A 23,066-nucleotide genomic window follows, 5' to 3' on the forward strand; every position below is an offset into this window, starting at 1 on the left:
TTATGAGAAGTGCAAAAATGATAGCGATTTATAGACTGTTATTAAGTCTTCTAGCGTTTAGTGCACTTATTACTCAATTTGTTACAAGGGCACAAGTGAAACCGTTCAATCCAGTTAACTTTTTTAGTTTCTTCACAATTGAAAGCAATATTTTAGTGGCGGTAATTCTACTATTAAGTAGCTTGGGAACAGCCCTACTTGGACGTTCCGAGCAGTTTGGAGTTCTTCGCGGTGCAGCTACAGTATACATACTGACAACAGGACTTATTTATTTTTTGTTATTAAGGGGATTAGAAGAGTCACTTCAAACAGCGATACCATGGGTAAATACTGTGCTTCATTACATCATGCCATTAGCGATGATTTTAGATTGGGTTATAAATCCACCTACGAAGACCATTACATGGAAACAGGCTGCGAGTTGGCTTGTTTTCCCGCTTTTATATGTTGTCTATAGCTTAATACGAGGTCCATTTGTTAATTGGTACCCATATCCATTTCTCGATCCGAGAATAGGTGGATATGGGAGAGTGCTTTTATATAGTATCGGAATAGCGGTTGTAATTGGAGCTATTTGCGGATTGGTGAAAGTGTTAGGGAATCGATCTTTAAGTTTAAAACAATAACTTTCATTATTAAATGTGTATGAATAACCCCCTCTGTTTTACTTAAAACAGAGGGGGTTATTTGTTCTATCGACTTGTCTTCTGAAAGGACATCTTTAAAAATTTCTCTGTTTTCGTATCAAACTCTACATCTACAAAAACACCATACTCTTTTCCATCTTCACGCAGCCACAATTTAAATTTTTCAACTGTTATTTGAACAGTTTTTGGTTTTCTACCTATATGAAGGTAATCGATAATCTCAGCTTTCGGATATAGTTCTTTCGTTTTTTCAACGGCTAGTTTACCCCATTTTGCATAGGGTGGTTGTGCGTGAACTATAGATGGGCCAGTATATATATTTGAACAAGTTGTTATTAAAAAGATTATAAATGCAGTACGTGTGAAAAGTCTCTTCATAATAAGCTCCTTTTATTCTTTTTTATATTGTGTGCATATATCTTCAAGCGTATAAGCTTGTCTTTTTTTGTCTTCTTTACATAAAAGCTTCACATTTACAAAACATAACCATGAATTCATTCTGTAATTAAGGAGGGAAACATATGCGTCAAAAAGGGTTTTTGAAGATAGCAGCTCTACTTACTTTTATTGGCTTATCTTTAATCGTAAGTAGTATGCAAATAAAAAATGTAGAAGCCTTTTCTAATCAAGTGATTCAAAGAGGTGCATCTGGAGAAGATGTCATTGAATTGCAATCTCGTTTGAAATATAACGGATTTTATACAGGAAAAGTAGATGGTGTTTTCGGCTGGGGTACATATTGGGCGCTTCGAAATTTTCAGCAAAAATTCGGATTGCCGATTGATGGTTTAGCAGGGGCTAAAACGAAGCAAATGCTTGTTAAGGCAACAAAGTATGATAAGTCGACTGCTAATAAAGGTACTACAACTAATAAAGGTACTACAACTAATAAAGGGAATAGCGGTGGTACTGCACAAGAAAATAAACCACCACAAAGTAAAGGGACAAATGTTCCAAACGGTTATTCTCAAAATGATATTCAGCTAATGGCAAACGCTGTATACGGAGAGTCACGTGGTGAGCCATATTTAGGACAAGTAGCAGTGGCCGCGGTTATTTTAAATCGTGTCACAAGCGCATCGTTTCCGAATACTGTTTCCGGTGTAATCTTTGAACCGAGAGCCTTTACAGCAGTAGCGGATGGACAAATCTATTTAACTCCAAATGAAACAGCGAAAAAGGCTGTATTAGATGCGATTAATGGATGGGATCCAACAGGGAATGCACTGTATTATTTCAATCCAGATACTGCGACAAGTAAATGGATTTGGACTCGTCCACAAATTAAAAAAATCGGTAAACATATTTTCTGTAAATAGAGCGGAGGTGGAAACATGTTACGAGGTATTATCATTGTACTATTAACAGTAGGTGTAGTCGGAACAGGATATTGGGGCTATAAAGAGCATCAAGAGAAGAATGCGGTATTAATTAGAGCGGAAAATAGTTATCAGCGCGCGTTTCATGATTTAGCGTATGAGGTTGACCTATTACACGATAAAATCGGAACAACGCTTGCGATGAATTCACGTTCATCTTTATCACCAGCATTAGCAGATGTTTGGCGTTTAACATCCGAAGCCCGTTCAGATGTAGGGCAACTACCATTAACATTAATGCCGTTTAATAAAACGGAAGAATTTTTAGCGAATATCGGTGATTTTAGTTATCGTGCAGCGGTTCGTGATTTAGAAAAAGAACCGTTAAATGATCAAGAATATAAAACGTTACAAGGTTTATATTCAAATGCAGGAAATATACAAGATGAACTGAGAAAAGTGCAGCATCTGGTGTTGAAAAACAATTTACGCTGGATGGACGTAGAGATGGCACTTGCTTCAAATCGAGATCCAGCAGATAACACAATTATTGATGGATTAAAAACAGTTGAGAAGAATGTAACGTCATACTCTTCTACAAACTTCGGACCGACTTTTACAAGTGCACAAAAGAATAAAAAAGGTGGATTTGAAGCAGAAGGAAAGGCTATTTCAAAAGAGGAAGCGGAAAAAATCGCGAAATCATTTTTAAACTTAAAAGGGAATGAAAAAGTAGAAGTCGAGAAAAGTGGAAAAGGTGCAAAAGAATCATTCTACAGTCTGAAAATTCAAGATCCAACAACGAACAATGAGTATTATATGGATATTACCGGAAAAAGGTGGATATCCAATTTGGGTAATGAATAACCGAGAAATTAAAGAGCAAAAAATTAGTTTAAATGATGCAGGAAGTAAAGGATTGGCATTTTTAAAGGATCATAAGTTTACAAATATGGAGCTGTTTGATAGCTCTCAATATGATAATATCGGTGTGTTTACGTACGTTGTAAATGAAAATGGAGTGCGTATTTATCCAGAAGCAATCCAAATGAAAATTGCTTTAGATGATGGGGCGATTGTTGGTTTTTCCGCAAAGGAATATTTAGCATCGCATCAAAAACGAACAATTCCGAGTGCGAAACTAACTGCTGCTGAGGCGAGAAAGAAAATTAACCCCGATGTAAAAATTATGGAAGAACGTAAAGCTGTAGTAGTAAATGACTTGCATAATGAAGTACTTTGTTATGAATTTATTGGTACTTTAGGGAAAGATACATACCAAATTTTCATTAACGCAAATAATGGAGCAGAAGAAAAAGTGAAGAAGATGCAAGCTGTTGAAAAAATTTATGATTAAACATCAATGATAAAGTGGTGAAAATAATGAAAATCATTATATATATGTTAATGCTTTGTTTCGTTATTACTGGATGTAGTATTGGAAAAAAAGACAATCCTAATGAAAAGCCAGAACAAAAAAATGTCTCGATGAAAAATGTTACGTATACGAATAAATCAAATAAGCCAAACGAAAAAGCTGCTGATCATTTAGCATCTTTAGCTGCAAGTATACCTGGTGTAAACGATGCGACAGCAGTAGTAGTTGGGAAATATGCTGTTGTAGGTATTGATGTAAAAGCGAAACTTGATCGAACTCGCGTGGAGTCAATTAAGTATTCTGTTGCAGAAAGTTTGAAGAATGATCCCAATGGTGCTAATGCAGTCGTTGTAGCAGATGTTGATACGTATGAAAGATTAAAACAAATAGGAAAGCAAATTAAGAATGGTAAAACTGGTGAGGGTATACTTGATGAATTAGCAGCAATTGTTGGCCGAGTAATGCCACAAGTTCCAAATGATATGATTGAAAATAGAGAAACGAATCCAATTAAAGATAATGATAAACAATTACCAAAAGATGAAGAACAAGAACTACGAAAAGAACAAGAAGATCAGTCAAATAACCATTTGAAAAAATAGTGAAAATCCCGTACTAAATTGTACGGGATTTTTCTGTAAGATTAAATATTCAGTTTATTTTCAAGAGAATATATGGTTTAATAATGAGGGGAGGGACAACCGTTATGATGAAAAAAAGCGCACTCATATTAGGTAGTTTATGCATATGTTTCAGTATGACAGCGTGTGATCAGAAGAAAGAAGTGAAGAAGAAAACGGCTACGTCTTCTACAATAACGGAAAATAAAAAGCAAGAGTCCATTAATATAAATCATTTCTCAAATATTAATGAAGGAATGACTTATTTAGAAGTGAAAGAATTAATCGGTTTTGAAGGGGATTTACTCATAGAAGAAGGGGTAGAACATTCTACACAAATTAAACAAATTTTTGCTTGGAAAGGAAGCGATCCAAAATCATTTGCTGAAATAACATTTTTGGATGGAAAAGTGCAGTCTAAAACACAGCAAGGTTTAAGTTAATTTGATAAAAAAATGAGAGAGTTAAGCATGAACATACATACAGGGGAAATACAATTAGTTCCGTATAAGGAGCAGTATAAAGAGAGAATAGAATCATTTAGTTTACCAAGTGAACAAGTGCGATTCACCGCGAATCCAGGTGAATTACTGGAGAAAGCGAAAAATGATCGAACTAAAAATGTAGTTGTTATTTTGGACTTTAGCGGAGTACCTGTCGGTGTTTTTGCATTACAAACGGGTGACAGTGTACAGGAGTTTACAGAAAATAAAGATGCTATACTTTTAACTTCTTTTTCTATCAATCACAATAAACAAAGGAAAGGATATGCTAAAAAATCATTGGCGTTATTACAAGACTTTGTAAAATATTATTATCCAATAAAAAATGAAGTGATTCTTGCTGTAAATGAAAAAAATATTCCGGCACAAAAGTTATATGAGAAAGTTGGATTTCAAGATAAAGGGTTTAGAAGAATGGGACCAATCGGACAACAATTCATATTACATTTACCTATAACGACATAATAAGATAACAAAGCTTACCCTTGAAGAAAATCATGTAGTAAGTTTTTTTATTACATGATTTGTTAGAAAAATCAATGCAAATATCCGAGGAATATGAAGATGTAAATATATCCGATTTTTAGGACTGTTAAAATGTGAGGTGTGTTGTTATGACAATTTATATTGCACTACTACGCGGAATTAATGTAGGTGGACATAAAGTAATCAAAATGTTGGATTTGAAAAAAATCTTTGAATCAATAGGGTTAAAAAAAGTGAAAACATATATTCAAAGTGGAAATGTAGTGTTTGAGTCAGAAGAAGAGATAAGTTTTTTAAAGGAACGAATTGAATGTGAAATTAAAAATGTTTTTGATTTCGATGTTCCAGTTATGTTAAGAACAAATGAGGCATTTATAAATATTATAAACAAATGTCCTTATGAAGCAAATTCATTGTTAGAAGGAGAAAGTATGCATGTTGCCTTTTTAGCAAATGTACTTCCTGAAAAAGAAAAGAATCAGCTGCTTATGCTAAAAAATGAGACTGAAGATTGTTATATAGATGAGAATGTTGTGTATTTGTTTTTCAAAAAAAGCATTCGGAATTCTAAACTAATGAACCAGTTTCAAAAATTACATACGCCAGCTACAGTAAGGAATTGGCGGACTGTGAATAAGTTAAAAGCAATAGCGGAAGATATGTATTAAAAAAGTGGTTTTCTATTTGCAGAAAACCACTTTTTTTATTTATATTGTTTTGCGACAATGAGTTCAACTATAGGATAAATAAAGAATGAAGAACAAAGTGCTATAAATAGGGGAAGGTTTTTTACACCATCCAAATTGGAACCCATAGAAAATCCTTCTGACCAGAATAATATAAGAAACATAACAGCTACTAGAACAAAATACGCGATTTTAAAGCTTTTATATGTAATTTGCTGTCCCATTTCATCCTGACTTTCTTCTGACACACCGTGGGGATCTCCCCATGTAAGATGATTAATTAATTTACTAAGTATTAAAGAGGCAGCGAAAATAGTCCCGCCCAAAATTGAACCTTCAGTTATGTATTTATATGTGCCATGTACAAGTATAGCGATTAAAGAAAAAATTATGATTACAAAAATAGTTTTTTTAGTATCCAATATATAATTGCACCTCCACCTTTGTAAAAAACTCTTTACACCTATAGTATAAAATTTGAAAAGTTTCATGTCAAATACTTTTTACACGAAAGGTGAAGGTGTATAGTATTTTGTTTTAAAGATAAATAAAAAATTACATTACATTTGAATGTAAAAGAATAGGCTCGCATATATTTGGAAGGGATGTCAGATTAATTTAGGGGGTAGTTATGTCTATACTTTTAAAAGCTGGTGCAGATGCAGGAAATAACGGTTTGAAGTTAATGGTGAAAGGGCAGGACCCTATTTTTATCCCGAGTATTTATTCTTTATATATAGGAGAGCCTACAGGACTGTTAGATGAGGGAGATGTATCATTATCAGAATTAGAGAATCACATTGATGTGACCATTAGTTCTCCATCGCTAATGTTAAATAATGTACGATACATCGTTGGAGAAAAAGTGATTCAAGATCAATTAAAAGGTACTGAAGTGGAGAAGAAATCGAATAAGTCGACGGATGAGCTAATGGTTATTACAATACTATCGGGTTTAGCAGTAAGTGCTATGCGTCAAAGTCCAACATCAAGTCATATTAATATTCGTTATGATTTATCGGTCGCTCTTCCTATGCAGCTTATTACACAAGAAATAGCAGCTGAAAATGCAAAACGTTATATGGGAAATCATAAGGTTGTTTTCCATTATCCGAACGGACGCGATGTTACGATTAATGTTTCTATTGAGTTTTGTAAATGCCTGCCTGAGGGCGCTTCTGGGACGTGGGGTATTGTATATGATGAAGAAGGAAATGTTGTGAAACATAAAATAGAATGTGAACAAAATCAAGTTTCAGAAATTGATTTTGTTGATAAAACATTATTATCTTTTGATATTGGCGCGGGGACAACAGAAGAAGTTGTTTCGTTAGGGGTAAATTTCCGTCCGCAATTAAGTAAAGGGTTATCGTACGGTGTAAAAGAAACGTTACTACAAATTATTACAAGATGGAATCGGAAATATCCTACGAAAACAATTGATAGTATTACAGAATTTAACCAAATATATTTAAATGAAAAACACCCGAGAAATGCATTGTTAGTTGAGGAATCGCAACCAGCGTTTTTAGGTTTAGCTGCACGTGTCGCAACAGATATTATTAACAAAATTGATGATATGAAAGACGATCCATATGTATTTATTTACGGTGGGGGCGCAGTTATTATTAAAAATAGCTTGAAAATGATTTTAAAACAAAAAGGACGCTTGAAAAATGTGATTTTTGTAGATAATCCGTTATTTACAAATGCTCGTGGGTTATTAGTATACACATGCTCGCCAAAATATAGAGAGCATAAGCAAAAAGAGTTAGGGTTTACAAACTTAACGATAAGTTAGTTGGTGGAAGTATGCGATCTAGGCGATATAAACGTGGTGATCGAGTGAAAATTAATATTAATAAATCAGTATCGCCTGAAATGATTGCTTGGCTTAATAAACAATCTAATCCAACTAATTTCTTTTTCTTTGCAGCCCAGCAATTATTTAAACAAGTAGGAGATATTGATGTATCAAAAACCTTGCCAAGTAGCCATGTTTTTTCTTTATATGTAGAACCATCATCTCTATTAAAAGTTGAAATGAATCCATTTAAAAACGTACCATTAGAAAATAGTAAATCCATCGAAAATGTAAAAAAAAATCGTGGGAATCTGTTGATCAGTTAGATTGTCCATTTTTTTAAACATAGAAAAAAATAGGTAGAGCCCATCACTATACATAGGAATACAGTGATGGGCTTTTGTTATTGTATCGTAATATCTATAAATAAGAAGGGGACAAAACAATTTGTGCCCCTTCTAAAAGTTATCCTTATCTTATATAGGATATATGTTCTGAAACTGCTTTAATAATTTTATCCCAGTCATCGTGGTGATTCTCATGTCCTGTACCTTCAAGGGTTAATAGCTTTGAGTTCGGAATTTCGTCAATAAGTGCGAGTCCATGTTCAAGTGGAAGAGCTGTATCGTCCGTACCATGAATTACTAAAGTTGGTACCAGTATTGATTTAAGTATACCCTCATAAGAATTATCACCTGTTAGGAGGGCGTGATTAAACATACTTAATAGATTGTTAGCACGTTCTATTTCTTGTTTTACTTGTTTCAAAGTTCTTGATTCATCAAATATACGCTTTGGCCCACAGAGTAGACGTGATCCTGTAACTAAATATTTCGCTATAACATCTTTATTTGTCCAATCTAAATTTGCACCATTAGCATGATGTGTCAAAATTCTTTCATCCATTGGAGGCAAATCACGAGTATTGTTATCAGATCCAATAACGCTTGTTGCTAGTAATGTTAAGGTCAAAATTCTTTCTGGGTGTTTTACTGCAGCAATTTGAGCAATCATACCTCCTAATGACATGCCCAGAAGGTGTGCCTTGTCAATATGATACGCATCGAGTACCCCGATTGCATCTTCAGCCATGTCTGCTACAGTGTAATTGGAAGTCCCAGGCTTATATGTAATAGAGCGCCCGACATCACGGTTATCATAGCGAATGACAAATCTTCCTGTGCTAGCTAACCTTTCACAAAATTCTTCATCCCAATAAACCATTGAACACGTAGCTCCCATAATTAATAATATTGCTGGGTTATTAGGATTGCCAAAGCTTTCTGTACATAAATTAATACCGTTTACTTTGAAAATTTGTTCACTCATAGTACACTCTCCGTTTCATTAAAATTAAAGAAAATAAAACTTTTGTTGTTTCTTATCCGGAAACTAAATTGTATTAAAGTTAGGTACATGCTTTTTGCACTCATAATACTTAATTAGTAGCGATAAATATCACCTCCAAACATATTTATTATCATTTAAGACGAAAAATTTTGAAAAATAATTGTTAGTTATTAAAATTAACAGAAAGGAGGAGAGGAAATGAAAGCAATTATTATTGATCAATATGGTAGTGTTGAAAAATTACAAGAAAGACAAGTTCCAAAGCCGGTTATTAAATGTAATGAAGTATTAATACGCATACACGCAACATCTGTTAATCCTGTTGATTGGAAAATAAGAAAGGGAGAATTACAAGAGAAGCTACAATTTTCATTTCCAATTACATTAGGTTTAGATGTTGCTGGAGTAATTGAAGAAGTTGGAGAAGATGTGGACCATTTCAAAATAGGTGATAAAGTGTTTACGAAACCAGAAAATATAGGGAAAGGTTCTTACGCTGAATACATTACAGTGAAATCAGACTTAGTAGCACATATGCCAAATAATATTAGTTTTGAAGAAGCTGCGTCTATACCTCTTGCAGGACTAACAGCTTGGCAAAGTCTTGTTGATTACGCACAAATAAAAGAAAATGATCGAGTATTAATTCATGCTGGAGCTGGTGGAGTAGGTAGTTTTGCAATTCAAATCGCGAAATCATTTGGGGCCTTTGTCGCTACAACTGCAAGTAGTAAAAATGAAGAGTTTTTAAAGTCTTTAGGTGCTGACCTCATTATTGATTATAAAAAAGATAAATTTGAAGAGCTACTATCGGATTATGATATTGTGTTAGATACAATCGGCGGAGAAGTACAAGAGAAAAGTTTTCCAATTATTAAGCCTAGTGGTGTTCTAGTTTCTATCGTTCATGAACCGGCACATGAAGTACAAGGGATAAAATCAGGATTTTTATGGTTAAAACCAAGCGGAAAGCAATTATACGAATTATCAGGTTTGATTCAAGCTGAAAAAATTAAACCAATCATTAGTAAGGTTGTTCCGTTTAATGAAAAAGGAGTTAGAGAAGCTCATATTTTGAGTGAAAGTCAGCATACTAGAGGGAAAATTGTAATTACAATGGAATAAAATTTACATAAATATGCGAGTGGTGACTGGATAAAATAAAGATTTTCCCCACTCGCATATACTACATTTTTTGAACGACATAAGTAATCGCATTCGTTTTTAATCTAATGTGTTTTCCGTTACGTACAATATCATACGATAAACTTTTAATTTCAATTTTTACTTCTAGCCATTCAGTATAAACGCTTTTTAGTACAAGTATCATTTCTTCAGTAGAAAGATTAATTTCAACTAAAGCATCTAATTCTTGATTCGTTCCCAAGCCAATTTCTTGAATGTTAGAGTTGACTATTAAACAGTTGATACCACCACTCTTTGTTCCATTTTTCATAGAGTGAAGCACTTTTTTAAAATCTTCTATTGATCTGACATGTTCTAAACTTGATACCGCAACGATGTAGTCATAAGTATTAGGAGCAATATAGTAGTCTTCAATTGCTGAATGTTCCGTTTTTATGTATTCAAATACACCATATTCTTTGCTATAAACTTGTAACTTCATTAAAGCCGTTTCGAGTAGATCAACACAAGTAACAGTGCCGCCATTATTCGTGATTTTTTGTGCAATCGGAATACTGTTTCTACCGACACCAGAGCCAAGGTCAAGTATTTGTAGGTCTTTCTGTCCTTCAAAATAGTTCAGCATGTCCATAACTGTTTTAACAGGTTTATACAGCCAAGATCCTGCTTCGAATAATTTGTATTGTTCATAGCAAAGATCGTGATATTTTTTCTCTTCTTGTCTTATGTAATCGATTCTGTTCATAGTGTTTCAGCTCCAATAGTTTCATGGCGGAATGAATAGGTTGGACAACCTTTAACATTCATTTGAATTCGAAATATACCACCAGCATGTGGGTACTGTTTTAATTCCGTATCCGTCATTCTTGTTCGGGCTGTTGTGATATATAAATCGGTCAAATTAGGTCCTCCAAATGTACACGACGTTACATATAAAGCAGGAATCGGAATACTTAAAATCTGTTTTCCAGTAAAGGGATTCCATCTAGTAATCTTCGAGCCTCCCCAATGTGCAATCCATAAACAACCTTCTACATCAATTGTCATGCCATCGGGTATACCTTCATTTTCAGGGAAGATGATAACATCTGTTGGATTGCTAATTACACCAGTATGTATATCATAATGAAAACGGACTACTTTTTTTGTAGGTGTATCAATGAAATAAAGAAATGTATGATCAGGGGACCAAGCTATACCATTTGACGTATTTACATGTGCAACTTTTTTATCTACGTTGAAATTATTGTTTAAACAATACAAGGAACCAGCAGCATTAATACCGTATAAGTCTGTAGTGCCCGCCCAAAAGCGGCCAGCTGGATCGCATTTTCCATCGTTAAAGCGATTTTCTAATAAATCTGGTTCAGGGTCATAAATATGTGTAAGTATTTTTGTGTCAAGATTAAGAGAATAAAAGCCTTGTTCCATTGCTACTAAAACTTCATCGTTCGTATATGGAACAACACAACCGATTTGTTGGTCGAGAGTGATCGCTCGGTTTGTTTTTTTAACAGGATTAAAAAGACATAATTTTTTCTCGATAATATCAACCCAGTATAATAATTGTTTCTTCTCATCCCAGCAAGGACCTTCCCCTAAATTCGCCTTAGCATCAACGACTAATTCTATATTTCTGAGCAATATGTTTCACCTCTATTCATTAAAGCTATATATAAAGTTCGATAAGAAGAGAGGTAAACCTTTCACTGAAATGAAATTAAGATTTCCAGTGTAAGAAAAGAGGACCTTATCACGTAATTCGAAAATAGCGTATAGCCATGGGGAGGGAAATGCATATGATGTTTTATGAAATTGTCTATTTTTCATGTAAAAATGTATTTCGCGTATACGAAGGAAGCGGAAAATATAGGGAATTCAAGAGAAATCCGGAGGGGAAATATTGTTGTGATGAATGTAGTCATAAAATTCAACTGAAGGCGATAAAACATTTTTTTAGATAGTTATATGTTATTTGTTTTCGTTCAGAAAAATTTGACAATGAATTCGTTATAAATTATCATATGTAAAAACTAATATTCAAAATGGCATTGAAGAGAAGAGTAGTTAAGAATGAATACATACAGAGAGCTCTGGTAGCTGAGAAAGAGCGGTTAAACATCTTAACGAAAAAAGACTTGGAGCTGCGCAAGGAACTAATTTGTTTAGGGATGGTGCGACGGGTTCTCCCGTTATAGAGATAGGGTATAAGCATATTTTGCCGTACCTGAAAAGGTTAATATGGTGACGTATTAACAAACTGAGGTGGTACCGCGAAGCTAATAACTCTCGTCCTCAAGATTAATAATCTTGGGGGTGGGAGTTTTTTTATTGTATAAAACTGAAAATGTGAAAACAAAAATACAATTGAGGTGAGTATATGCATTGGGCGTATGAAGTAGCACATGAATTAATTAGAAAACATCCAAACAAAGAAACTTTTGTTTGTGCAGCTGGAATTAGTCCATCGGGTTCTGTTCATATTGGGAACTTCCGTGAAATAGTAACGACTTATTTCGTTGTAAGGGCTCTGCAAGATTTAGGGAAAAAGACTCGTTTTATCTTTTCATGGGATGACTATGACAGGTTTAGAAAAGTTCCTAAAAATATTGATCCATCTTTTGGAAGATACATTGGTATGCCGTACTGTGATATCCCTGATCCGCATGGGTGTCATAACTCATATGCGGATCATTTTGAAAAAGAGTTTGAGAAATCGCTCCAAGCATTTGGGATTGAAGTGGAATTCATATATCAACATGCTGAATATAGAAGCGGAAGGTATAACGAAAACATATTAGAGTCTTTGTATAAAAGAAAAGAAATATATGATATTTTAATGGGTTTTTAAAACAGGAATACACCGAGAAGAAGATAGAGAAAACTTTTATCCCGTTACGTTATATTGTGAGAGCTGCGGGAAAGATGCAACAACTATTACACATTTTGATGAAGTATTAAAAACAGTTCGGTATGACTGTGAATGTGGAAATCAAAATAAATTATCCGTATTAAATACAAGTCAAATAAAACTGAATTGGAAAATCGATTGGCCGATGAGATGGATGATAGAGGATGTTATTTTCGAACCAGGCGGAAGAGATCATTCATCGGAAACTGGTAGTTATAATGTATCAAAAGAAATTGCAAGGGAAATATTCAATTATGAAGCCCCTGAATACGTTGCTTATGATTTCATTGGAATTAAAGGACATCATGAAAAAATGTCCAGTTCTTCAGGGCATAGTATTACACCTAGCGACTTATTAAAAGTGTATGTACCAGAAGTGATTCTTTTTATGTTTGCAAAATATAGGCCCGGCGCAGCTTTTCATATTGGACTTGATGAAGATGTGATTCGCAATTATACAGAGTATGAGAGATTGAAGGATAGTTATGAAAATAAAACACTCAAAAATGAAGATTTATTTGCTGCAATTAAACTTTCTAGACTTGATAGCCGATTTAAAGAGTATCCAAAGTTTAATCAAGTAGCAGGAACTTTACCGTTATTAAATTTTGATTCATCTATTTTACAAGATATATTAGAGAAAATAGATAGGAGCTATGCATTACCTGAAATGATAGCGATAAGTAATCGTGCTGAGTATTGGATAAGAAACTTTCAATCTAAAAAATTAATTGCGGTAAATAAAGAGAAAAATACGGAGTTTTATAACACATTAGATGAACGGCAGAAAAAATGGCTAGTAGAAGTTTGTAAAATAATTCGTTCTAATAACGATCATTCTAAACTAATGGAGCAATTGTATACGATTTGTCATCATGAAAATAAAAAAATAATGAAAGAAAATCAAAAACAATTATTTACCATTTTATATAGGCTCATTATGAATCAATCAAATGGTCCACGTATACCATTATTAATACATGCGGTAGGCACCAGAAAATTCGTCACATTATTAGATTTCTAAAATATAGTTAAAAGCAACGCAAGTACTTATTCTATTGAGTACTTGCGTTGCTTAATTTTTACTATCGTGAATACATTTTTGGACATTCATCACCACGTGGTTCGTAAAAACAATGGCTTTTAAATTGCCCTGCAAACGGCTGATTATACCATTCAGGTGGACAAGCTCCAACTGGACGGAAATACCAAAGAGCCCATCGTGCTGGCCAGCGCCATTCACCTTGTAAAACTTTTCTTGCGATTTCTTTTTCTGATTCACGGGCACGTTGATAAAAGTATCCGTATTGAACCGCTTCAAATCCGCCAGGGCTTTGATATACTGCATCACGCACAGATCGAAGGTCTTTAAAATCTAAGCAATCACAAAATACACGATTTACTACAACACATCCAACAAGTTGTTCACCTTGTCGTCCTTCGCCCTCAGCTTCAGCACGGATTAAACGTGCTAGTAAATCAACGTCACTTTCGTTGTATGGAATAAGGGGCATAGTGATACCACCTTTCTATAACTGTTATAGTAAAGAGTGTATGTTTCAAAATGAGCTAAGTGCTTTTGTAATCTGAAAATAACTTTTAATTTTAACAAGGAGCTTGTATGAATTAAAGCTAATTAGTTATAGAAGATAATAATGGAAAGGGAGAGGTAGTATGTATCGAATTCATAAAGAACACATCATTTATGCAATGTCACCAAATAATGAGCCATGTATAAAAGTAGACAAGGGGAGTCGGATTGTATTTGAAACGTACGACTGCTTTGAAAATCAAATTGATTCTGAAGATGTTGTGTTTCAAGAGTTAGATTGGAATCGAATTAATCCAGCAACTGGACCTGTATATATTAAAGGCGCAGAACCTGGCGATATTTTAGTCGTAACGATTGAAAAGATTAAAATTGCAGGGCAGGGCGTTTTAACGACAGGTGCGAACCTTGGTGTAATGGGTGATAAGTTAAATGAAAATACAGTAAAAATTGTCCCAATACATAATGGATATGTTTCATTATCAAATGAACTGCAAATTCCAATTAATCCAATGATTGGTGTGATTGGTACTGCACCGAAAGAAGAGAGTATTTCATGTGGCACACCGCATGATCATGGCGGGAATATGGATTGTAAAGAGATAAAAGAAGGAACAATGTTATTATTACCTGTAAATGTTCCTGGTGCTCTTTTAGCATTAGGTGATCTACACGCTGCGATGGGTGATGGTGAAATTGGTGTTAGTGGAGTAGAGGTTGCTGGTGAGGTAACTGTAACTGTTCAAATTATAAAAGAAAAGAAATGGCCACTACCAATGGCTATCCAAAAAGAAAAAATAATGACAATTGCTTCAGAGAAATTGTTAGATGATGCAGCTAGTCGCGCTGTACGTAATATGGTGACATTTTTACATGAAGAATTAGAAATGTCTAAAGCTGATGCAACTCTTTTATTATCAGCAGCAGGTAATTTGAAAATTTGCCAAGTTGTGGATCCACTAAAAACGGCGCGGATGGAACTAGGAAGGGAATATGTGGAGAAGTTAGGATTTTCTCTAAGTGAATTTCATATTAAATAAGAAAAAATAGAAAAAGGATACTTTTGTATAAAAGTATTCAGAGTGTTGGGAAACCCTTTAGGGTTCCCAACACTCTGAAATCTTTTTGATTTTAGCAAATGAAAACAACATAAAATAATAGAATTTAGAAAAATAGCCCTCCACCAGACCCTTTTTGGTCAGATGGAGGGCTATTTTTTTCATATTTTGACAAGCTGAGGTGAGATAAGCCTGCATTTGGACAGACTTCAGCCCCCGAAACCGAGCATATCGATAGCCATGGAGTTCTTTGGCGTCCGCAAAGCTTCGCTCTATAGTTGAACAGCGTACTTTATACAACTTTTTCCCTGTAACTGTTAGCTTGTTTTTTCTAGCGATATCTTTATATTTCTCCCATACATGATGAGTGATAACTTTTGTTTCTGTTTCTTTGAAAAGCACACCTCACGTAGCGGACAAACAGCGCAGTCTTCTGGATTCGATTTATATTGACGATATCCTTCGCGATCCGTTGTCGCATACTCTAAAATACATCCCATCGGACAAGCAAATGCATTCATTTCTTCTACATATTTAAATTGGCTTTTCGGTACTTCTTTATTTCGCTTTCCAAATCGGCGATACCCCATCACCATAAATATATTTCTTTCTGATAATTTCTTACAGATATAACCTGTAAAATAGCCTGCATCAAGAGCTACAGCTTCCACCTTAAATCCGAATTTATTAATTTGAGCTTGTAGACGTGCTAAATACGGCTCGGAATCTGCCATATTTCCAGCCGTTATATAGGTATCTGTAATGATATTGTACTTCGCATCAGTTGTACGATGATCTAAGAAATGAAAACCGTTCGGTTTTCCATCTCTCATTAAAAATCCACTATCTGGATCCGTAGTGCTTATACGAGTTTTTTTAGTAGGGGTATCACTTTCCTTTCTAGGTTTTAATTCTTTTTTCCGTGTACCTCACGATCTTCGATTACCGCAGCTTCTAGTTCATCTATATAAAACTTTGCCTTTTCTTTTTTATATTTATGTACAAATTTATTTTTATTAGCATTGGCCTTAATATGTGTAGAATCTGTCATCAGTGCACGTCCTCCCACCATCCGGTTCTCCGTCGCTTGCCTCACAATCTCATCAAAAATTTCTTCGAAAATATTTGTATGAATAAAACGGGTACGGCGATTCCAACTGATTGTAGAATGATCTGGAATAGTATCTGATAGAGAAAACCCTAAAAACCAACGGTAGGCGATATTCGTTTTAATCTCCTTTTCCAATTGACGCTCAGAACGAATACCATAAAAATATCCAATAAACATCATTTTGAATAAAACGATAGGATGGATTGACGGACGTCCATTGTTTTCACAGTAATAAGGGCGTAACTTCTCCTCAATAAAATCAAAACGAATTGTCGCTTCAATCGCACGAAGGAAATGATCTTGTGGAACTAACTCTTCTACAGAAACAGATACACGTTCATCGCGATGATTTTTTAAAGCACCCATCATAAGAAATCTCTCCTTTTCCTCTTTTTTATCAGTGTTGACACATAAAAAGAGGTTCAGACACAAAAACAGGCTGTGGAGAAGACTTTCTCCACAGCCTGGATACTTTTGTATAAAAGTATTCTTTTTCTATTTTACGGATTTTGTGAAAAGAGGTAGTATTTATTTATATAAGTATATTTGAGATTGTGGATCAAAAAGGAGTTCAGAAATGGTCAAAATTATGATTGTAGAAGATGATATGAAAATTGCGGAGCTATTATCAACATATGTTGCGAAATACGGTTACCAAGGAATTATTGTAACGGATTTTCAAAATGTGTTAGACATATTTTTAGAAGAACAACCGGAGTTAGTTTTATTAGATATTAATTTACCAAGTTTTGATGGTTACTATTGGTGTCGTCAAATTCGCGGGGTTTCTACATGTCCGATTTTATTTATTTCGGCCCGTGAAGGTACGATGGATCAAGTTATGGCGTTAGAAAATGGTGGCGATGATTTTATTCCGAAGCCGTTTCATTATGAAGTTGTAATGGCGAAAATTCGTAGTCATTTAAGACGTGCTTATGGAGACTATGCACCGAAATTAGAAGAACGAATGGTTGAGCAACAAGGTCTTAGTTTATATCCCGAAAGACTTGTATTAAAACTTAGGAATCAAGAGATTGATATAACGAGAAACGAAGCCATTTTATTAGAGATGTTAATGAAAAACTATCCGCGTGTTGTGAGTAGGGAAGTATTATTAAATAAATTATGGGATAGTGAATCCTATGTAGATGATAATACATTAAGTGTAAATACAACACGTGTGCGTAAAAAGTTAAAAACGTTACAAATTGAAGGAGCACTTGAAACAATTCGTAGTGTTGGATATAGATTGCATATTACTTGGGATACTGGTATGGAAAAATGATAAGGTTGTTTATACGTGATCATATACCCCTTATTTGTTTTACTGCGATCCAACTACTAGCCATATTCTTAGTTTATTGGTTTGATGGGCATAATCGTATTTCAACGGCATTATATGCAATGTTTTTAGGTGCTTTTTTTATGGTAAGTTATTTAGTATTTCGTTATTTTACACATCGATCTTTTTATGAGCGTTTAGCAAACCCAATGCAATCTTTGGATGAATCTGTTCAAAAATCTGATTTTGCAGTTTTATCTACTGCTCTCCAAGATTTGCTCGAAGTACAATATCGACATTATCAAAATCAGCTCCAGTTACAAGAGAGAAAAAATAATGATCATTTAACCTTTATGAATCAGTGGATTCATCAAATGAAAACACCTTTATCTGTAATAGAATTAATTACACAAGATGAAGTGGATTCGCGTTTTGAAAGTATTAATGAGGAAACGGATAGGTTGAAAAAGGGGTTAGAGATGGCACTGTATGTCGCACGTTTAGAGGCATTTACACAAGATTTTTATGTGGAAAGAGTACAACTACATAAAATAGTGAATGATTCTGTACATGAACATAAACGCTTTTTTATCCGGAAATTCGTATATCCAGAGCTTGAAATTGATAAGGGCATTACTGTAGAAAGTGATGCGAAATGGCTACAATTTTTAATTGGACAAATTATATCGAATGCAATTAAATATTCATCAGGTAGTAGAGAAAAGATTAAAGTGAAAGCTTGTAAGGAAGGTAATACAGTTGTGCTTGAAATTATCGATAATGGCGTAGGGATACCGAAGCAAGATTTACCAAGAGTATTCAAACCCTTCTTTACAGGAGAAAACGGTAGAGATTTTAAAGAATCAACTGGAATGGGGCTCTATCTTGTATATGAAATTACGAAACAATTAGGACATAGTGTAGAAATCCATTCAGAAGTTGGTAAAGGTACCGTTGTACGAATAATATTTTTTAATGTGTAACAAGTGATCAAGGCTAAAGAACTTTGGAGATAAGTTTTTTAGCCTTGTTTTGTACCACTTGGGAATAAAGAATTATTTACCTAAGAGAAGTAAAAGCGAATTGTTTATTATTCGGTTATGGTAGGGGGATTGTAATGGACATTCGTAAAATGAGATATTTCATAACAGTAGCAGAAGAATTAAACTTTAGTCGTGCAGCAGAACGTCTTATGATGGCACAACCGCCTTTAAGTCAAGAAATTCGTAAATTAGAAGAAGAATTAGGAGTTCAACTTTTTCATCGAACGAAACGAATGGTTGAACTTACTGATGCTGGAAAGATCTTTTTAGAAGGTGCGCGGCAAACGTTGCTTCAAGTAGATAGAGCCATTAAAGAAACACAGCTTGCGGATGAAGGGAAGATAGGACATTTAATAATAGGTTTTGTCGATTCTACAGAAACCGTAATAGAGATATTAAAAAAATTTCGAGAACGGTTTCCTAAAATTCAGCTTATATTACGCGAGATGACAACAGACCAGCAAATAAAAGCGCTATATGAAAAACAAATTCATATTGGATTTATTCGTTCCAAGCAGAATAATGAAATATTAGCTTCCGAAGTTTGTTCTGAAGAATGTTTAAAATTAGTTTTGCATCAAGATCATCCTTTAGTTTCGTTACCTAGCATTTCAATCAAATCATTAGTTGATGAACCATTTATTTTATTTCCTCGTCATTTCGGTACTAACTTTTATGATTTAATTATTAGTTACTTTTGGGAACATGGAGTAAGTTTAAATATTGTTCAAGAGGCGATCCAAATGCAAACGATTGTGAATTTAGTTGCAGCAGGAATGGGGATTTCTGTCGTTCCATCATCAGTGGAAAGTTATAAAAAATCGGGAGTCATATATAAAGAAATTCAAGAAAATACCCCGAAAATAAATTTATATGCTGGATGGAGACTAGATGAAAAGTCTGTTGTGTTAGAGAACTTTTTAACAGTTGTTAGAGAGGTTTATACGACTTCACAATATGAATGTAAAAGATGAAAACCCATCTTTATAGGATGGGCAGTGTGGATTTGGAAAGGAAAGCTTCTTTATAGGGAGAATTCACTGATATTTTAACCTGTTTTGCTCGGATCGTACTCAATGAAACCTTTTAGTACACCATCAATTTGATCCATAATTTCAGGTTGTAATTTAACACTAGACGCAATTACGTTTTCTCTTATTTGCTCCGGATTTGATGCACCAATAATTGCAGAGGAAACAGCTGGATTTTGTAGTACCCAAGCAACAGCGAGTTGAGATAAGGTAAGATTAGTTTCTTGTGCGATGAGATTAAGTTTCTGAATTGCAGTGAGTACATCATCACTCATCCAACGTTGCACGAGTTTTTGGAAAAATGGTTTACCAGCATCAGAGTTAGCACGTGATTGATTCGGTATTGGTTTACCAGGTTGATATTTTCCTGTGAGAATACCTTGTGCAAGGGGAGACCAAACAACTTGACCAAGTCCCTCACGTTGACATGTTGGTATTACATCAGTTTCAATAACTCGCCACAACATCGAATATTGAGGTTGACTAGCGATAAGTGGAATGTTCAATTCTCGTGCAAGTGCTGCACCACGGGTAATTTGTTCTGATGTCCACTCACTTACGCCAATATAAAGGACTTTACCTTGTCGTACAAGATCTGAGAAAGCTAACATTGTTTCCTCAAGAGGAGTGGTTGTATCATACCTATGTGCATAATAGACATCGATGTAGTCTGTCTGCAATCGACGTAAAGATGCATTACAATTTTCTAAAATATGCTTTCGTGATAAGCCTCGATCATTTTTTCCGGGTCCAGTCGGATGACATACTTTTGTACATAGTTCTATACTTTCTCGGCGTATACCTTTTAAAGATCGGCCAAGTACTTCCTCAGCGATAGTGTCCGAATAAACATCAGCAGTATCAAACGTTGTAATTCCGACATCTAGTGCGGTTTTCACACAATCATTTGCAGTATCTTCATTTACTTTTCCACCATGGTTTATCCAGTTCCCGTATGCAATCTTACTTACTGTTAATCCACTGTTTCCGAGTTTGCTAAATTCCATTGTAGAATCCCTCCTTAAAAATGATAACTTTATTATAAGAACAGAAATGTAGTATGTATAATATATAATTAAACATAAATTTATATAAAAATTATATAAGAGGGAGTGCTTGGAAGTTTATTACAACCAATGTAATTTGCGCTTGTTAAATATGAAGTAAAGAAATGATAATTAGACCTAGAAGAAAGCATTCTTTATTACAGTACATATAATTACATTTACTCATACATTACTATTATGGTACAATATGGTTACTAACGACGGAAAGGAATGATGGGTGGACGATGATTAACTAATCTTATTTTTAAATGTTGAAATTAAATAAATTTCAATTTGTAAAAAATAGGATTAGTCTGCCCAATTCCATTCAACGGTATTGCTATTTATTATGCGTAATAGCGTATTTGGGTATAAATATGTTAACGACTAATCCTGCCAAATTAATTTGGGGGATTTTTTGTTCTCCCTTAATGAAAGGGATCGGTAATATGAAAGAAATTTTAAAATTAAATGATGTTTATGTTGAAATAAAGGAAAATACTTTGTTAGAGAAAATGAATCTTACAGTAAGACAAGGGGATGTTATCGGATTAATTGGTAAAAATGGTGCCGGTAAATCAACGTTACTTCAATTAATAAATGGGAAGATTGAGCCATCAAAAGGGATTGTTGAATGGCAGCAAACGAATATGACAACGGCATATGTTGAACAAGAAATAGAATCTTTTATTAGTAATGATGTGATTGCAAAAGAAGCAGAACTTCTTGCGAAATGGGGCGTGCCAACGAACGATTTTCATACTTTAAGTGGTGGTGAAAAGCTAAAGGTTCGATTAGCGAAAGGATTTGCGGAAAATCCTAATGTTTTAATATTAGACGAACCGACAAATCATTTAGATGAGATGAGTACGGAATTTCTCATTAAACAAATAAAAAATATGAAAGGTACAGTTATCATTGTATCGCATGATCGATATTTTTTAGATGTTGTCGCAACAAAAATATGGTCAATTGAGGATAAAAAATTAATTGAGCATAGTGGTAATTATACGAGTTATATGAAAGCGCGTGAGCAAAAAAGACTGACGCAGCAACGTGAATATGAAAAGCAGCAAAAAAAGATTGAACAAGTAGAAACACATATAAAAGAATTAAGTTCATGGTCACAAAAGGCACACGCACAGTCTACAAAACAAGAAGGAGTTAAAGAGTTTTATCGTGTAAAAGCGAAGCGAATGGACGCACAAGTTAAATCGAAACGAAAACGTCTCGAAAAAGAGCTTGAGAAAACGAAAGTAGAACGTGTGAAAGAAGAGTATTCAGTCGAGTTCTCTATTCAAGCGAATAAAAAAGTAGGAAAACGCTTTTTAGAAGTAAAGCAATTAAAAAAAGACTTTCATGGAAAGACATTATTTGAAAACGTTAATTTTACAATCCAACACGGTGAGAAGGTAGCGATTGTTGGACCAAACGGTAGCGGGAAAACAACATTACTGAAGATGATTATGGGAACGGAAACTGCTGAAGGAGAAGCATGGATTTCACCATCAGCAAACATCGGTTATTTAACACAAGAAGTATTTGATTTACCACTTGATAAAACGCCAGAAGATTTATTTTTTAAAGATTCATTTGCAGAAAGAGGGAAAGTCCAAAATTTAATGAAACATTTAGGGTTCCAATCTTCTCAATGGAAAGAGCCGATTGAACATATGAGTATGGGGGAACGAGTGAAATGTAAGTTAATGACTTATATTTTAGATGAAAAAGATGTACTCATTTTAGATGAACCGACGAATCACCTGGATCTTCCTTCACGTGAACAACTTGAAAATACATTAGCTGAGTATAACGGAACATTAGTTATTGTTTCTCACGATCGATATTTTCTGGAGAAAACAACTAATACGAAACTTGTGTTTTCAAATCATACGATACAAAAGCAGCTAGAAAAACCTACTAAAACAAGAGATGATATTGAAGAACTACGTTTAACGTTAGAAACAGAGAGACAAGAAGTATTAGGTAGATTAAGCTTTTTAACTTCTAAAGACAAAGAATATAAAGAACTTGATGAACGATTTATAGAACTTACGAAGCAGATTAAGGCGCTGTAACGTAAGGGAGGGGGATTA

The 23,066-nt window shown here is 34.3% G+C and carries 21 protein-coding genes, 4 pseudogenes and 1 other annotated feature; of the genes and pseudogenes, 17 read left to right on the forward strand and 8 right to left on the reverse strand.

Annotated features, from left to right (window positions below):
- Positions 1-2: 2 nt before the first annotated feature.
- The gene (locus CDB3_RS10655; RefSeq protein WP_128854458.1) at positions 3-626 is read left to right on the forward strand and encodes a Pr6Pr family membrane protein; all 624 of its coding nucleotides are present in this window, start codon (positions 3-5) and stop codon (positions 624-626) included.
- A 66-nt stretch (positions 627-692) separates the two neighbouring features.
- Here CDB3_RS10655 and CDB3_RS10660 read toward each other — a convergent pair whose 3' ends face one another.
- Positions 693-1,025, reverse strand: a complete 333-nt coding sequence (locus CDB3_RS10660; protein ID WP_097829352.1) for a DUF3889 domain-containing protein — start codon at positions 1,023-1,025, stop codon at positions 693-695.
- 143 nt (positions 1,026-1,168) lie between these two features.
- Between CDB3_RS10660 and sleB the strand changes: the two genes are divergently transcribed.
- The 6 genes and pseudogenes from sleB to CDB3_RS10690 all read left to right on the forward strand — a co-directional run bounded on the left by sleB (position 1,169) and on the right by CDB3_RS10690 (position 5,621).
- Positions 1,169-1,966, forward strand: coding sequence for a spore cortex-lytic enzyme (sleB, locus tag CDB3_RS10665; RefSeq protein WP_128854459.1), 798 nt, complete (start codon positions 1,169-1,171; stop codon positions 1,964-1,966).
- Between the two features lie 15 nt (positions 1,967-1,981).
- Positions 1,982-3,323, forward strand: a pseudogene (ypeB, locus tag CDB3_RS10670) (germination protein YpeB).
- 26 nt (positions 3,324-3,349) lie between these two features.
- Positions 3,350-3,946, forward strand: a complete 597-nt coding sequence (locus tag CDB3_RS10675) for a YhcN/YlaJ family sporulation lipoprotein (RefSeq protein WP_071746127.1) — start codon at positions 3,350-3,352, stop codon at positions 3,944-3,946.
- Between the two features lie 104 nt (positions 3,947-4,050).
- Positions 4,051-4,407, forward strand: coding sequence for a hypothetical protein (locus CDB3_RS10680; RefSeq protein ID WP_128854460.1), 357 nt, complete (start codon positions 4,051-4,053; stop codon positions 4,405-4,407).
- A gap of 27 nt (positions 4,408-4,434) precedes the next feature.
- Positions 4,435-4,932 carry a GNAT family N-acetyltransferase gene (locus CDB3_RS10685; protein ID WP_128854461.1) on the forward strand — a complete coding sequence of 166 codons (498 nt, stop codon included), beginning with the start codon at positions 4,435-4,437 and terminating at the stop codon, positions 4,930-4,932.
- Positions 4,933-5,081: 149 nt separating this feature from the next.
- On the forward strand, positions 5,082-5,621 hold the full coding sequence (locus CDB3_RS10690; protein ID WP_128854462.1) for a DUF1697 domain-containing protein: 540 nt from the start codon (positions 5,082-5,084) through the stop codon (positions 5,619-5,621).
- 35 nt (positions 5,622-5,656) lie between these two features.
- Here CDB3_RS10690 and CDB3_RS10695 read toward each other — a convergent pair whose 3' ends face one another.
- A complete protein-coding gene (locus tag CDB3_RS10695) occupies positions 5,657-6,061 on the reverse strand; it encodes a hypothetical protein (protein WP_128854463.1) in 405 nt (134 codons plus the stop codon).
- Between the two features lie 209 nt (positions 6,062-6,270).
- On the opposite strand from CDB3_RS10695, the gene CDB3_RS10700 reads away from it, so the two are divergent.
- Both CDB3_RS10700 and CDB3_RS10705 read left to right on the forward strand, forming a co-directional pair.
- A complete protein-coding gene (locus tag CDB3_RS10700) occupies positions 6,271-7,440 on the forward strand; it encodes a ParM/StbA family protein (RefSeq protein ID WP_098766611.1) in 1,170 nt (389 codons plus the stop codon).
- A gap of 11 nt (positions 7,441-7,451) precedes the next feature.
- Positions 7,452-7,786 (forward strand): annotated as a pseudogene (locus CDB3_RS10705) (hypothetical protein).
- Between the two features lie 128 nt (positions 7,787-7,914).
- Here the strand turns inward: CDB3_RS10705 and mleBCA are convergent.
- Positions 7,915-8,772 carry a BCA family alpha/beta fold macrolide esterase gene (gene mleBCA, locus CDB3_RS10710; protein WP_128854465.1) on the reverse strand — a complete coding sequence of 286 codons (858 nt, stop codon included), beginning with the start codon at positions 8,770-8,772 and terminating at the stop codon, positions 7,915-7,917.
- 219 nt (positions 8,773-8,991) lie between these two features.
- Here mleBCA and CDB3_RS10715 point away from each other — a divergent pair, with 219 nt between their 5' ends.
- Positions 8,992-9,918, forward strand: coding sequence for an NADP-dependent oxidoreductase (locus CDB3_RS10715; RefSeq protein WP_128854466.1), 927 nt, complete (start codon positions 8,992-8,994; stop codon positions 9,916-9,918).
- 61 nt (positions 9,919-9,979) lie between these two features.
- Here CDB3_RS10715 and CDB3_RS10720 read toward each other — a convergent pair whose 3' ends face one another.
- Positions 9,980-10,684: a class I SAM-dependent methyltransferase gene (locus CDB3_RS10720; RefSeq protein WP_128854467.1), complete on the reverse strand. Its 705-nt coding sequence runs from the start codon at positions 10,682-10,684 to the stop codon at positions 9,980-9,982.
- The gene (locus CDB3_RS10725; RefSeq protein WP_128854468.1) at positions 10,681-11,583 is read right to left on the reverse strand and encodes an SMP-30/gluconolactonase/LRE family protein; all 903 of its coding nucleotides are present in this window, start codon (positions 11,581-11,583) and stop codon (positions 10,681-10,683) included. Before CDB3_RS10725 ends, CDB3_RS10720 begins: the two co-directional genes overlap by 4 nt.
- Before the next feature lie 149 nt (positions 11,584-11,732).
- Between CDB3_RS10725 and CDB3_RS10730 the strand changes: the two genes are divergently transcribed.
- Both CDB3_RS10730 and lysS read left to right on the forward strand, forming a co-directional pair.
- A complete protein-coding gene (locus CDB3_RS10730; RefSeq protein ID WP_128854469.1) occupies positions 11,733-11,903 on the forward strand; it encodes a DUF2197 domain-containing protein in 171 nt (56 codons plus the stop codon).
- 78 nt (positions 11,904-11,981) lie between these two features.
- Positions 11,982-12,239: a binding site (T-box leader), on the forward strand.
- Positions 12,240-12,319: 80 nt separating this feature from the next.
- Positions 12,320-13,874: pseudogene (gene lysS / locus CDB3_RS10740) on the forward strand (lysine--tRNA ligase).
- Positions 13,875-13,935: 61 nt separating this feature from the next.
- Here lysS and CDB3_RS10745 read toward each other — a convergent pair.
- Positions 13,936-14,364, reverse strand: a complete 429-nt coding sequence (locus CDB3_RS10745) for a cell wall hydrolase (protein ID WP_128854472.1) — start codon at positions 14,362-14,364, stop codon at positions 13,936-13,938.
- 160 nt (positions 14,365-14,524) lie between these two features.
- Here CDB3_RS10745 and CDB3_RS10750 point away from each other — a divergent pair, with 160 nt between their 5' ends.
- Positions 14,525-15,439, forward strand: coding sequence for an acetamidase/formamidase family protein (locus tag CDB3_RS10750; RefSeq protein WP_128854473.1), 915 nt, complete (start codon positions 14,525-14,527; stop codon positions 15,437-15,439).
- 57 nt (positions 15,440-15,496) lie between these two features.
- Here the strand turns inward: CDB3_RS10750 and CDB3_RS10755 are convergent.
- A pseudogene (locus CDB3_RS10755) lies at positions 15,497-16,937 on the reverse strand (IS1182 family transposase).
- Between the two features lie 208 nt (positions 16,938-17,145).
- Between CDB3_RS10755 and CDB3_RS10760 the strand changes: the two are divergent.
- The 3 genes from CDB3_RS10760 (at position 17,146) to CDB3_RS10770 (ending at position 19,867) form a co-directional block, all read left to right on the forward strand.
- Positions 17,146-17,853: a response regulator transcription factor gene (locus CDB3_RS10760; RefSeq protein ID WP_128854474.1), complete on the forward strand. Its 708-nt coding sequence runs from the start codon at positions 17,146-17,148 to the stop codon at positions 17,851-17,853.
- Complete coding sequence (locus CDB3_RS10765) at positions 17,850-18,833, forward strand: sensor histidine kinase (RefSeq protein ID WP_128854475.1); 984 nt, start codon at positions 17,850-17,852, stop codon at positions 18,831-18,833. The genes CDB3_RS10760 and CDB3_RS10765 overlap by 4 nt, the downstream gene beginning before the upstream one ends.
- A gap of 134 nt (positions 18,834-18,967) precedes the next feature.
- Positions 18,968-19,867: a LysR substrate-binding domain-containing protein gene (locus CDB3_RS10770; protein ID WP_128854476.1), complete on the forward strand. Its 900-nt coding sequence runs from the start codon at positions 18,968-18,970 to the stop codon at positions 19,865-19,867.
- A 74-nt stretch (positions 19,868-19,941) separates the two neighbouring features.
- On the opposite strand, the gene CDB3_RS10775 is transcribed toward CDB3_RS10770, so the two are convergent.
- The gene (locus tag CDB3_RS10775) at positions 19,942-20,931 is read right to left on the reverse strand and encodes an aldo/keto reductase family protein (protein WP_128854477.1); all 990 of its coding nucleotides are present in this window, start codon (positions 20,929-20,931) and stop codon (positions 19,942-19,944) included.
- Positions 20,932-21,419: 488 nt separating this feature from the next.
- Here CDB3_RS10775 and abc-f point away from each other — a divergent pair, with 488 nt between their 5' ends.
- Complete coding sequence (gene abc-f, locus CDB3_RS10780; RefSeq protein WP_128854483.1) at positions 21,420-23,048, forward strand: ribosomal protection-like ABC-F family protein; 1,629 nt, start codon at positions 21,420-21,422, stop codon at positions 23,046-23,048.
- Positions 23,049-23,066: the final 18 nt, after the last annotated feature.

Origin of the sequence: Bacillus sp. CDB3 (assembly GCF_002081505.1) — a bacterium.
In the GTDB taxonomy this organism is placed as follows: domain Bacteria; phylum Bacillota; class Bacilli; order Bacillales; family Bacillaceae_G; genus Bacillus_A; species Bacillus_A cereus_AT.